Annotated in this window: 10 protein-coding genes; 7 read left to right on the forward strand and 3 right to left on the reverse strand. The window is 34.6% G+C overall.

What is annotated here, in order from left to right:
• The first annotated feature begins 27 nt into the window (after positions 1–27).
• The gene (locus AAGD68_RS00740; protein ID WP_341814289.1) at positions 28–1,614 is read left to right on the forward strand and encodes a hypothetical protein; all 1,587 of its coding nucleotides are present in this window, start codon (positions 28–30) and stop codon (positions 1,612–1,614) included.
• Here AAGD68_RS00740 and AAGD68_RS00745 read toward each other — a convergent pair.
• Together AAGD68_RS00745 and AAGD68_RS00750 are read right to left on the reverse strand one after the other, a co-directional pair.
• On the reverse strand, positions 1,600–3,798 hold the full coding sequence (locus tag AAGD68_RS00745; protein WP_341814290.1) for a hypothetical protein: 2,199 nt from the start codon (positions 3,796–3,798) through the stop codon (positions 1,600–1,602). The two genes, AAGD68_RS00740 and AAGD68_RS00745, sit on opposite strands and share 15 nt — an antisense overlap.
• A gap of 359 nt (positions 3,799–4,157) precedes the next feature.
• A complete protein-coding gene (locus AAGD68_RS00750; protein WP_341814257.1) occupies positions 4,158–4,616 on the reverse strand; it encodes an Hsp20/alpha crystallin family protein in 459 nt (152 codons plus the stop codon).
• A gap of 218 nt (positions 4,617–4,834) precedes the next feature.
• Between AAGD68_RS00750 and AAGD68_RS06740 the strand changes: the two genes are divergently transcribed.
• From AAGD68_RS06740 to AAGD68_RS00780, 6 genes are all read left to right on the forward strand, one after another.
• Positions 4,835–4,918, forward strand: a complete 84-nt coding sequence (locus AAGD68_RS06740) for a hypothetical protein (protein ID WP_353286141.1) — start codon at positions 4,835–4,837, stop codon at positions 4,916–4,918.
• Positions 4,919–5,123: 205 nt separating this feature from the next.
• Positions 5,124–5,351, forward strand: coding sequence for a hypothetical protein (locus AAGD68_RS00760; protein ID WP_341814259.1), 228 nt, complete (start codon positions 5,124–5,126; stop codon positions 5,349–5,351).
• Positions 5,352–6,710 carry a hypothetical protein gene (locus tag AAGD68_RS00765; RefSeq protein WP_341814260.1) on the forward strand — a complete coding sequence of 453 codons (1,359 nt, stop codon included), beginning with the start codon at positions 5,352–5,354 and terminating at the stop codon, positions 6,708–6,710.
• On the forward strand, positions 6,695–6,862 hold the full coding sequence (locus tag AAGD68_RS00770) for a hypothetical protein (RefSeq protein WP_341814261.1): 168 nt from the start codon (positions 6,695–6,697) through the stop codon (positions 6,860–6,862). Before AAGD68_RS00765 ends, AAGD68_RS00770 begins: the two co-directional genes overlap by 16 nt.
• Positions 6,863–6,971: 109 nt before the next feature.
• On the forward strand, positions 6,972–7,451 hold the full coding sequence (locus AAGD68_RS00775) for a hypothetical protein (protein WP_341814262.1): 480 nt from the start codon (positions 6,972–6,974) through the stop codon (positions 7,449–7,451).
• Complete coding sequence (locus AAGD68_RS00780; protein ID WP_341814292.1) at positions 7,451–9,856, forward strand: hypothetical protein; 2,406 nt, start codon at positions 7,451–7,453, stop codon at positions 9,854–9,856. The genes AAGD68_RS00775 and AAGD68_RS00780 overlap by 1 nt, the downstream gene beginning before the upstream one ends.
• Positions 9,857–10,470: 614 nt before the next feature.
• Here AAGD68_RS00780 and AAGD68_RS00785 read toward each other — a convergent pair.
• Positions 10,471–13,884, reverse strand: coding sequence for a cytoplasmic incompatibility factor CifB (locus tag AAGD68_RS00785; protein WP_341814293.1), 3,414 nt, complete (start codon positions 13,882–13,884; stop codon positions 10,471–10,473).
• Positions 13,885–13,890: the final 6 nt, after the last annotated feature.

Here is a 13,890-nt window from a genome sequence, read left to right on the forward strand (position 1 = left end):
AGTAAATATTGTAGAGGAAGAAATATAATGCTACAGTTCAAAAATATCGAAAACAGGAAAAATATAACATATGAGTTGGCAAGTGATAATAGCGAGTTAACAAATCAAGATAAAGAAAAGCTTTTTAAGCTATTCAAAAAGGTAGAAGAGGGTAAAAGTATTAGTGAAAAATTGAAGAAGCGTAATTATAACACACAGAAACTTCTGACAGCAAAAATAATTTACAAGGATGAGAAAAAGGAGGGGACTCTGACACTACTGTGCCAATCTATTTTCTATAACAATAATCAAGCTTTTCATATGCTTTTACAAGAAGCAATAAATCAAGGAATCTTACAGGATATTCTTAGTGAGAAATTGATCCAAAAATTGCCAAATGGTCTAACAATAACTTACACAGCACTGGTATCCTGCATATTAGAGGAAAATAGTAAAGCTATTAGAACAGTTCTAGAAGCTTCTAAAAAGGATGGTATTTTAAAAGAAATTCTCAACCAGAAAGTGAAAGTAGAGAAAGCAGAAAGCCAAGAAATAAGCTATACACTACTTGACTATGCTAATAAACACAATTGCAAAGAAAGTGCAAAGATTCTTAAGGAATTTGAAGAAATTCTAAATATAGAAGTTAAAAATGATATGCATGTAAGTGATAATGCTGAGGTAGTATCTACTAGATGTGAAGATGCCAACAAAGGCAGTAAAGATTCTGAAATATATGAACCTATGTTTGCAAGCAGTGAGGATGCTCAAAATATTTCAACAGAAGATGCTATAGATCAAACACAAAGGGTCAGTATTCCCTTAACCACTTTTACTGAGATTGTGAAAAGTGATCAAACACAATCGTGCTCTTATAGCAAATCTAGAAAAGGAAGCGCTGCGAACGAAGAATCATTAACAGAAATAAAGAATAAAAGAAAATTAATCAAAATTGATAGAGAATTAAGAGATAATTTAACACGGGAAAGTAAAGCTATAGGAACTGACGCTCAATCACATAAGGATATTAATAAAGATAAAGAAGATTTTCAACTGATATTTGAAAACAAGGAGAGAGCTGAAACCGAGGTTCTTCTTCCTAAAGAAAAAGCTGTATCAACAAAAAGACGGGTATCATTACATCCGGTATTATTAGACGACGAATATATAGGTAATGTTAATCTAACAATGATAGAACATGCTGAAGAAAAAGCGATGTCAACAAGAAGACTGATAAAAGTAGATAGGTCATTATTAGACAATGAAGATAACAAAGACTTTCAACTGACATTTGAAAACACCAAAAAAGCCCAAAACTCCTCAATAGAAAGGCCAAATGCTACTGACAGCTCCTCTTTAGTTGTATGTTTTGATGGCGATGCAACAGACAAAAAAGACAACCCATCAACAAAAACAACGCAGCAAAGACAAGCAATCCTAGCTGGTTTTGTTGGTACAGTGTTACTAGTGAGTAGTGTTGCGTTGTGTATAATGGAAATGCACGTTATAGCCGTAATTGGCGGGATTGTTGGATTAGCGTGTATAGGTTTCGCACTGTATAAGCCAAATACCAAATTTGAGAAAGTGAAAGGTGTGGAACAGGCCTCAGTTTTCTTTGGATCAAATATAACATGATATAGTATTTTGAGTATTTCCATGGCATTGTTGAACATTGCTTGTCTCAAGTGAATTTGTAGGCCTATTGCAGCAGTATATAATTGCGAAAGCAAAGAGACAACAAACCAGTCCAACTGTTATTCCTAATGTTAACTTTTCCAAGTAGAACGCAATAGCTAACCCAGAAATGACTCCAGCTATTGCGAATGCAGAAGAAACTATAATAGGCAACTTACTGCTTTGCGCATTTTGTAGAACCGGATTACTTTTGTCTATTTCACTAGGCTTTTTGCTGTTATCCTGAACATTATTCACCTGTTTAGAGTCTTCTTGACCAGTAGAAGCTTGTATGTGCTGATTGCTCTGAGTCACGTTGTCTTGTCCTGAAGTTTTAGGTTGCCCATTTTGCAGACTGCTATTATTTTTGAATATAGAATCTTCCTCACTATTTGTTGTACTTACCATAGAATGTTCATTATTAGTCACATTTTTATTTGTAAGCTCATTGCTGAAGCTAAGGTAATAGGTAGATGATAGTGACAAATCCTCTGGTTCCATGCTAGTGTTTAATGCTGTAACACTTGTTAAATCAAGCTCTTTTTCGTTGTTATTATTTTTGTGTACGAAAATACTGCTAGTTACCGGTCTTGCTTCAGTATTAAAAGTTTGATTTTGCTCTTTATTTTTCTTTTGACCAGAAGCTTTATCTCGCGTGTCGCTAGTGTTCTCTACCTCAGTGTTTTGCCTTCCGCTAAGCGCTTTACCCTCCTCATAACTATTACTAATAGACTGCTCTGCTAGAAAGCCCATACCGTTTAGTACATCATTCCCTTCCTTTCCTGTAAAGACATCTTCTTTTATCTGTTGACTCTTAAATTCTGGGCTTTGTAATCGTACATCACTTGCTTCATTGATTATTTGGCCTGGAGATGCAGCGTCATTTGTTACAGCCAACGAAGCACCTTCAACATTTATGATAGGTGATCCTTTATTGTAGTTATTGTTCATTCTTTCTATTAGGTCAGACTGAATCTTACACAAAATGTCCTCAAGGCTTTTAGCTTTTTTATAATCTTCTTGAGAAATATAACCGTTATAATAGCACTGACTAGCAGAATACATAGTTTTGATAACAGGCATACCAGGATAAGCGTTCCATGCCCTACCTTGTTCCTTAGTGAAGTTACTTACCATTTCTAATATTTTTTCTACTACTTTCAAACCTTTTTGAGGCGATACAGAAATAACATTATCCTGAATAACATCTACACAATTACTCAAAGCATCAACATTTTTAACATTTATTGCTCCTTTTACTGATTCTACTACACTCTCTAGATCGAGAGTTGGATTTTCAGGAATAATGACAAGTGATGATTCTTCATCATTATTTAAATCTTCTTGATCTCCAATGAGCAACTTATGACCTTCACCAATATTTGCAATCAGGGACTCAACAGCTGTATTATCAGCGTCTTTAAAGTTTTGATTGATATCATCTATTAAACCTTTGCTATTAGCTTTGTAACTACTTAGTTGCTCAGGAATAGTAAGTATTACTTTGCCATTTTCATAGTCCACTCGATCACTTTGAAATTTAAGTGTGAATTCTAGCTTACTAGCAGATTCATATTGCTTGAATTGGTCTGGATCTGGGTTTTTTATAACTATAACATCACTATACTTAACACTTGCAGAATCCGCACTATTACAATCAATACTTATTGTTTTTTTAGGAATTGTCATTACTAAATGATACTGGGTAAGTATAGGCTGAATTTGCCCATATATTGCAGACTCATACCCCGCTTGATTACAATGAGTAATTAACTCTTCTAGTATATGGTCATTTGGAACTTCTGCTTTAGCATGTTCGAACATTTTTGTAAAAACATGTTTTGCAATCTGACGTTTATCATTTTGATTGAGTTCATCGTATAATTGTGTAACAAAACGACTATCTATAGGTTTATCATTAATTATAAAACTCATTCTAGGTAGGTCTTTATAAGCTTGTTTACCAGAATTTGCATCTTTATTACTTTCGTTTGCTTTTACCTTACTGAGTAGACGTTGCGTAAGTTTAAACTCTAATTTAGTTATTGTGTTAGGACTGTAGTGAGTTTCATTTTGATCTTCCTCAGGAAAAGAGTGAATATCTACTTGCTGATTTGCAACACCAATAATTTTACCTCTTGTCATGTTTATCCTCAATATAGATAAGCTTAGTCTAGTTTAGCACTAAATAGTAATTTAATCAAGTAAATTATTGAACTTTTCTCAAGAATGTAAAACATAACTATAGGTGTCTCGATATACACCTTGATTTGAATTTATACAGATACTTCTAAACTTACAATGTTATACCAATTTTCAATGATAATGAGACAAATAAAAAAGAGCGCTTTCTATCTATAAACGAAGGTTTAAGCTAATTTATCGAACGTTCTACTTGTCTTTCCAATAATGAATCTCAGTATTACATAATGATGTCATCAATGTCTGTATATAGTGATTAAAACAGCAAGCCTCCAAGCTGGAAGCTCGCCACCTCATGTACACTACTTTACATCAATTTTCTTAATATGTTTTTCCGACTTAGGTACACTTATATGTAATACTCCGTCTGAGAAATTAGCAGATATTTTATCTTGGTCTACATTAGCTGGAAGTTGAAAAGACCTATAGAAAGAACCATGATACCTCTCACGATGGTAATATTGCTTATCTTCTGACTCTTTTTCGCATTTCTTTTCACCTTTCACTATGAGATTATCGCCAGATGTACTAATATCTACATTTTCTTTAGAGATACCTGGCAATTCTAAAGATAGGCAATAGTTTTGCTCTGTTTCATATAAGTCACAAGCTGGCAATATACTACCATCTCTATATCTGAGAAGCCCAGGACTAGCTCCCATAAAGAAGCTATTGAACATGTCGTCAACAGCTTTTTGCAGACCTCTTAAGCTAAAATTATCGCGATTATTGTTTTTATTTGAGTGAACTAGATTACTCATGTTATACCTCCTTATCATTACTCATGCATTATGTAATCATTCTATTTACTAGTTTCAATACTCTGTGATATAATTAAAATAAACTTGGACGAGATTTTCTCAAACTAAATTGATGTCACGCTTTTTAGTAATACTTGGTTTATTGATTACAGGGATAGGCCTTGTTTATCCTCTAATACAAAAACTTGGTATAGCAGGCGATATCTATATTGAAAAAGGTGTTTTATTTTCCGATCACTACTTCAATTTTGATAAGCTTTATAATAAGCCTCGTTATACTACTAATGAATAAGTTTCGTTAGTGGAATTGAATTTCTGCCAAAGTAACCTTCGCCTTAATATTTCAAGATAGGCAACAATAGAGAAGTTTAAGTTATGCAGGTGTGGTTTAGAAGTTTTTAGTGAGTATCAAATTTTACTCAAAGTGTTAGAATTTTATGTAAAAAAAGATATTGACTTGTGACTTAATGATAACTAAGGTATACTGATTAATGATGATAGGGTAGTATGACAAGTTTTTTTGATAATCCGGTAAAGAAACAGCTAGAACTAGCAATTGATAAAGATGATCATAAGTTAGTCCAGATTCTCTTGGGATCGGAATTTTGTCAGCTTTGGCAATATTGGTTAGCACATGCAATGATTTCGTATAACATGTTAGCGATAGAACGAGATACACAGTGTAATTTACCTTTAAAAATTATCGAAAGGCAAAGAGAGGTTTTAGAAGGGTAGTTGGAATTACTTAGAAGTAGAAAGCGAGCGTTAGACGAAGGTGGGCAAGTTGTTCCTTTACAAGAGGAAGAAAGACGCTTAACTGATATGCAAGATTTGATTTCTAAGCTATTTAGAGATGCATGTCAAATAGCTGAGGATCATAAAAGAATTATAGAGCAAGAAAATGTACCAGGTACAAATTTTCTATACTGTACTCAGAATGAGGCTATCATGAGCGAAAACAATAGCACTGGCGCAGTTGGAGGCAATGAAGTAGGTATTCCAGAGTACACAGCTCATTCATTACGTAATGTAAGCGCAGTCACTCAGTTACATTTTGTAGAAGGATGTAATGTTCTTGTTGATGAAATGGAAAAGATGATTGTAAGCAAAGTGTGGGAACAAACTAATTTCTCTACTAGGGCTGGGTACTATTTAAATGAAATAAATAATTATATAAGCGGTGAAAATGGTCAGGTTTTAGATGAAGCTGTAAATTACATACCAAACAACAGGTACTCTGATCTACTTAGAGGATGTTTAGCAGTGTTTAGGCCATTAGTTAATGGAATGCAAGTGGTAAACAACTATATGAATAATAATTTACAAAATATAAGTTGTGTAGACAGTAAAATAAAGGAAGTCAGTGAAATAAACAGTAAGCTCAGTAGTATTGCAGCAGAAAAGAGTGGATTGAAAAAGAAGCTATTGGAAGCAAGGCAAGAAGTAAAGGAAAAAGCAGTTGATAGAATGACAGACGGGAAGTTATTTGATAAAGAATTTGTACATACGATGTATGAAAAATTGTTAGATTACTATCTAATGAAAGCGAGGGGAGATGAAAAGAATGTGTTACACAGTGATATAAAAAACAATGGTGTAGATGAGGTAAAAAGGAAAATTCTCAACCAAACTAAGGAGGTGAGTGTTGACACTACTCATGATCTATTAAAATATGCATTGGATAAAAAGCGGGAAGCTAGTGTAAAAGTAGTCAGTGTGTTGCTGCTCAATCTTGCTCATGCTGGGGATCTTTGTAAGAGTCATATAGAAATATGTCAAAATGAAGAAGTAAGGAATTTAAGCAAAAAGTCAAATAACACAATAATGATAGATGTGCACGATAGTTTATTTGATTTTGATGATAAGTTAGTAAATTTAGTATCGGTATTTCCAACAAAAGAGGGTAATTTTGACAAAAGAGGCAGTGAAGATAAGATTATGCTGGAACAAATAGGTGGACAGAAATACAAGGATATAGTTAAGAAGCTAAAAAGATTAAAGGATGAATTAGAAGAGAAGAGGAAGATATGGGAAAATAAAGAGAATCGAAATGAATGGTGGATTTTTAACCCATTTTTATGGTTTACGATTTGATTTATCAAGGTCTGAGCGAAGGACAATATTCAGTGATAGATAGCCAAGCTGTAGAGTTACATAGAAGGGCATTGTATGCAGATCGGTTTGCTGATGAAGGAATTATGTATGATCATGTAAAAAAAAACGAGAGAAGGAGATGTAACAAGTGATAAAGAGGTAAAGAAGTATATAGAACGTTTATATGGGATTGCAAATCAAGGCTGGGGGAAAGCAAAAGGACAGTATACATTTGGTAGCTTTTTAGAGGATACTGGTAGAATGGCAGATGAGTTAAGGAAGCGTAAATTACAAGAGAAAACTGAAAAGGCTGAACGGGAGGCACGAGCAAGACAAGAGGCAGAACAAAGGGCAGAGCAGGAAGCCCAAGCAAGACAAAGTGCAGAGCAAAAAGCAAAACAGTTAGAGCAGGAATTGGAACAAAAGAACTCAGAGAAAATAGCAATTAGAGCTTGTTGTAGAAAATTAGCAAAACTTGATGAAGAGCTACAAGATGCAGTAAGTAAAGGAAGTGAAGACAAAATTGTAGAAGCAGCCGTAGGTTGTACGAGGGGATCTCCAGAACAGGTAATTGATGCAATAATAGAGGAAATAAAGATTAATAGAGAGCAAATAATAAGAGAAGGGAAAGTAAGTGTTGGAGTAATTGAAGCAGGTATAAGAAGTTTCTCAAATCAGGGTACTTCACTAAGTGATGTAAACGTAAGTCATGGTGTAAATGCAGGAATGGGGAGAAATTGATGAAGTGTGCATCTAATTTACCTGAGTGGCAAAAAGATGTTGTTAAGTTTTTATCAAACCATAGAAAGTATCGGATATTTGGGTGGGAGTTTGGTCCTACTTTGTTAGATTATCTGTACAGAGTAAGAGAAAATAAGCAGCCAGATTATGCAAAAAATGGATTGATTATAACTTACAGTATTACTCCTGTTGTGGCAATAATTTCATTTGCATCGACACGTAGAGCAACATTTACTGCTGCGGCAACTCTTGGGGTAATATTATTTGGGGTGCTAATTACAGTTGCTATTGATTATCAGAAGACGAAAAGAAAAGATACTGGCGGAGTAGCAAGTCAAGAATGTTGCCTTAGATTACTGGAAGGACTTGATGAAGTACCAAAGTATTGGTGGTGGCCGTGGGGTAAGAAGGTAAAAGATATTGAAGTAACTGATGAAGAAGTAGAAAGGGCTTTAAGCTATAGTGATAATTCATTTATTGCACGAGTGATGTATTCACTGTTTACGAATGTAAAACTACACCAACTTTATATTGCAAAGTATGGTTATATTTATAATTATCAAGAGTTAACGGAGGGAAAAATGCCTAACATCTCTATTCCAAAACCTGTTAAGGATAGCTATAAAAAAGCTAAAAATAAATCTCAGGAAGCCTACAATGCAATTAGTGGTGGCCTGAGTAAAGCTGCAAGTGGTGTAAGTTCACTTATTTCTTCTACAGTCAAAAATGAAGAAATTGCAGATGAGCTGGAAGCAAGGTCAAGTAACTTAATAAGGAGAATCTTCAGCGTAGGGGATGAAACTACTGTTACGGTTAAAAGAGGACTTGAGTCATTTAAAATGGAGTGGTTGCCGCTATATTTAGATAGGAGTTTAGCAGCTGTAAGAGATGGAGGAAAAACTATGGAAGATCATAATAAATACTTTAATGAGCAAGTTAGAGAGATATTGAAGCTATCGAAAGTCTACCATCCAGACAAGCAAGAACAAGAAGTTAATAAAAATAGTGAACAGATTTTAATTAACAATGTGACTCAGGCACTAAGGAATATACACGATTATATTACGAAGGATAAAAGCATGGTTGAAAACCGTGTTGTGTATAGGTTGTTTGAGGATGCACCAATAAAAAATGTAATAGATCGTGATGCTTTAAAAGTAGGGAACAAAGTGGCAAAAAGTGAATTAAGTAGCATAGCTTTTTGGGAAGGTGAAATATTAATGAGGGGAAGAAATGAGTATTTAAGTAGTGTAAGAAGTTGTTTGGAAGTATTGAGCAAACTGCCAAAAGATGGAAATGTAATAAATGATGTGAGAAAGGGATTTGATGAAAGTTATAAAAGATACAGAAATTTATATCAAGAAAAGTGGATAAAGAATCTAGAGGAGCTAAGTAGAAATTGTGTAAGAGAGAAGGAATTAGAGGTAGTGAAAAACGATGTAGATATGTTGTTGAAAGAGAGTAAAGAACAGTATGAAATATTAGAAGGAAATCAAAGATTATTGGAAGGAAAGGCGGATAGAGTGTTTATAGAGCCAATATTAGAGTATTGTAATTTAATGAATATCTATTTTACGTTTTTCAACGTTACAGGTGGAAAGGGTATAAACGAATGCTCTATGGAGAAGAATGGAATTAGTGAGGAAGAGAAGCAGAATATAGAAAAGCTTTCATATCAAGAGTTGTTAAAGTCTGCATCAGATAGTTGCAATGAGTTAGCAGGCAAGTTAAAGAGAGATAAGAGGGTAGAGTTATCAAATCAGGGAAGAGAAAGCAGAACAAAAGAACTAGGAAAAGTTTTATTTAAGTTGGAGCGTGGGGCAAAGTTGTTGGAAGAGAAATTTAAGGAAAGGAAGACGTTAATGGAAAGAGAAGAAGAAAGAATAGCAGCAGAGAGGAAAGAGAGAAGAGAAAGATTAGAAGCAAAAGAGAATGAAATAAGAAAAGAAGCACAAGGGAGAAAAGAGGCGCAGGAAAAGTTGGAGCAGTTAGGAGAAGTATTAAAACAGGAGGTGCAAGTAAGACAAAGTGCAGAACAAAAGGCAGAACAGCTTAAGCAAGCATTGGAGCAAAAAGATTTAGAGAACAAAGTAATAAAGAGTTGTGTGAAAAAGTTAGCAAGATTTGGTGAAGAGCTAAGGAATGCAATAGATGAAGAAAGTGAGGACAAAATTGTAAAAGCAGCTATAGGTTGTAGGATAAAGTCTCCAGAACAGGTAATTAATGCAATAATAGAGGAAATAAAGATTAATAGAGAGCAAATAATAAAAGAAGGAAAAGTAAGTGTTGGAGTAATTGAGGCAGGTATAAGAAGTTTATTGAATCAGGGTACTTCGCTAAGTGATGTAAACGTAAGCCATGGTGCAAGTGCAGGGACAAGGAGAGATAGTGGAGCTGGTATATAAATTTACTTAGGTAATTTTTTCAAATGTGTGAGATAGAGCTGCTAGGCAGGAGGTAATAAAGAGGTGTTTTTTGTTGGTAGAACATTTTAAAAAAGTACCTAATTTAGCACCACAAAAATTTTAATTATTTACTCCTTCCAAAATCGCAAAAAAGTACCTACCTTCGTGAGAACAATTTAAATAAAAGCGGCGTTGTGAAAATAAAAGTGTGAAATTTTTGCAACAAAATTAGGTAAATTAGTTCATATTTAAATATGGTGAAAGTAGGCTAATATAGCTAGTTTTGTGGTATAGTAGAATTATTATAAAGATAAAGTTCACACAGAACAAGCGGTAGACCACGCGATTCCAAGAAAAAATCTTCTCACGCTAGCTGATTTTTGTTGCTGGAAATGGTTGCATCATTTAAATTTATTAATGTTATACACTACCAAATTAATAGTTGCTCATTTAAGAACCTCCTTCAACTTTACCCAACTCGACACATATACTTTTTGAAACATTGCTGCAAGTAGAAAAAAACAGGTTACCCACCTTAACTTCTTTAAATTTGCTCACAATCTTTACTTGATGCATAAGGTTTTTGTTACACTCCTTTCATCTACCGATTACCTCTACTTACCGCCTTTACCTTTGCTAAGGTCAGAAACACGACTAGCTTCAGGACCTTCTAAACTCGACTGTGGCAGGTCACCAAAATTACTGGAATCACTAACACCAAGCGATATAGGTGCTTCTACTAATCCATACCCTCCTCCTACTCTGTGATATCCTAATTCTAGATAAGTACGTAGTAATGGATCAATTTGTTCTCTATTTTGAATGTATGCTTGCAATTGCACATCTTGAAATCCCGGATCATTCCTGAATAATTGTGAAATGCCCACTCTTATGTTCTGAAAGTAATTTCTATCTCTGTTTGGGTGGCCTCTTCCAAGAAAATCGCGTATTATATTTATGATATTCTGCACTTGCCCAACAGGATTTTCGTTTAGAACTCGATTAATATCACTAGCATTTTCTAATGCCCATAAACCATAATTCCAACCATCTGTTTGCTGACTAACAGAAACATTATTAATCCTGATATTATTTCCTAAGTTATTTTGAATGATATCAGTAATACCACCTGGAACAGCAGTAGCAGTTGAATCAGCATAGTACCCAACATAGTTCCCATTTTGACGTTCAATCACTAGTGTAACCCAATGAGTATTATTTAAAGTAATGATTAAAGTTAAACGCTGTTGTTCTTCATTTTCCCTAAATTGATTTAATACTCTAACAATGTGCTCGTTACCGTCATTCCTTGCCAAATTAGCTACTTCAAAAGTGTGATTACCTTCAGTACGAAGCTGATATCGCAATCTTCCAGCGTGAGCTATATCAATTTGTTGAAGCCAGTAATCATAATGTTCATTTCTCGTCGCAAATTCTAGTGTAAGTAGATCATTTACTTCTATCCCTTGATTTCCAAGAATATCTCTTATTTGTCTTCTTATCTCTTGTGCTGTAGGAATGGAATTATCACCTCCCCTTATTCTTGACTTTAATGTTTCTATTACCTGTGCTCTAGTACCTTGCAAGTAACTAAATGGAACGTGCAGATTATCATCTATATCAAGCAAAAAAATAGAGTTCTGTCCTGGTTTTCTTTCCGTGTAAAAGCGCCTGAAATTTTCACGAGTCTGATCTGATAATAGACCCTCTGGTGGATTTTCATCAATAACACTTTCAGGTCCCACTAATCCTCTAGTACTGCGGTCAAGCCTATGTATATATAGTTCTTGTGGAATAGATATAAGATCTTCTACTCTCTGTGCACCTGCATTAAATACAGCAGAAGATAAAACCACCTCATTTCCAGGAGTAATAGGCAAATATCCCCTTTGCTTGTTCATAAGTTCTTTTATTCGATCTTTTGCGTTATTCTCCTTTTGTGCTACTTCTTCTGCATTATCAGCAAATCCTAATACATATACAATCGGGTGAGTATCTGGAGCATTCTCCGTAGATTGTCTTAATAATAAAAGGTCTAATCTCTGTTCTGTAATTCTTGTGAGCATTACCCTTTCTCCTTCTTCTTCCTGCCTCCTTTTCAAACTATATGTTTGACCAATTTTATACATAGCAAGCACTTTATCAGGATCGTCACTAGCATAAAATGTACCATGTAGTATAGAACGAAACTTATCCTCACTATTAACATTTATTGCATCCCTAAGTGGCATCAATGCTCCAGAGATCTCTTGAAATAATCCTCTATGCTGACCTACATTTTTCCAGCCATCATTCATAACCCTTTCTGAAATACCATGTACATTTTCAGCATTAGGTACTTGTACAAGATCACCATCAAGAAAATTATTTGCATTATTATTTTGGTAATCGTGATATAAACCAAGGTCATTTGGTTGATCAATATCTAGCTCAAATTGGTCATTAAGTGTGCATGAAACTTCCCATACATGAACATTATTTCCATTAATATTAAGATTTTCTAAATTGATTGCTCCTTGTTGTTGTGCATCGTGAGCTCTAATATGGAGTATAACTATATCAGAACCTTCAGCATGAAAGACCATAGTCAATGCGCGCTTTCTTAAATTGGGGTCACCATGTATAAATGTGTGCTTTATTATATGTACTTCATCTTCCTCTACACCTTCTAGTTGTAAAGGGTGTATATCAAAAGCACTACTTCCAAAAGTAAAACCAGTTATACAATCAAATACTCTGTTATAATTATCTGCATTTCTTGGTATTTCACCAGGAAGATGTTGAAGCAAGAAATCTCTAATATTCTCTCCAACCTCTTCATCTTCTATATACTCAAACAATCTTTGTACTAAAGGAAATCTATCCTGTTGAAGCCCTACTGTATCAACACTAAAAGGATCTAGATTTAAATTAAAATTTAATCCAACACAAACAGTATGCTCTGATGTGGTATGAATAGGTATAAATGAAGAATTGTGTAACCTTCCAGCGTAGCCTATGGCACAGTTTAATGCAACATCTGACGGTGTGTCAAATATAGCAAGATTAATAACAATAGGAATATTTTCTCTTTCTGCTTGATGACGTACAAGAAAAGCAACATGTGAGTTTCTAGGAGATAAGTCAAGATCGATGCCTATTGTGTAGCGATGACTAAAATTTGCTAAAAAACCTAATAAAAACCCGTGACTCTCAAATTTTTGACTGCGATTTTCAATATTATTTTCTAGCGCTTGTCTGCAATTATCATAGATGTCAGTGATGTATGGCAAAACTTCCCTGTGCATTCTACGTTCTACATTTTGTCTTTGGTTATTTGCTAGTATTCCCATAAAGTTGTCAATCCTTTGTTGACCTTGTGCTACCTGTGCAAACTTGACTGATCTATCAAGTTGTCTGAGCTGATTGTAATTGAGTTGTCTTCCTTTTATTTCCTGAATTGTCAATCCGTGATCTCCTAAGAGTTGTCTAAGAAGACTAATCTCAGATGCTGAATACTTGGCAAATTTATCTCTAAAATCCTTTTCACGAATCACCTCGAATACTGTTGCAATTGCCTCTCCCTGACTCTTGCCCTTTCCATGCATGCATACTTTGTATTGCTCAAAATTTAAGTCTTCTTCCCTTAAATTTGGATTTTGCCGTCTAATCTCTCGCACTAGAGCATTTCTCTCCCTTGTACTGAACCTCAACCCATCACTATTAGGACGATCAGAAATACTGTAGCATCTGACAACTTGCTGTCCGTCACGATAAACAGCGACTTTTAGATTTCCTGTATTTCTATTTCTACCACCTGTATCAATACCATGATTATCAAAACGAAAATACACTCTCTCATTTTCATTTAAGATATTAGCATCATGTGCAGTAGAAAACATACTAAAAAAGAATACAGGAAGGAAACGACCTGCACTCACATGATACAAGAAAGATGGACATTGATCTAAAAAAGATTCAAATCCTTGTCTGAATCCTTCAAGATCTCCATCCACCAAACTCCTAATAAATCCATCACCATTACTCATACAAAA

Source organism: Wolbachia endosymbiont (group A) of Machimus atricapillus, assembly GCF_964027095.1.
GTDB lineage: Bacteria > Pseudomonadota > Alphaproteobacteria > Rickettsiales > Anaplasmataceae > Wolbachia.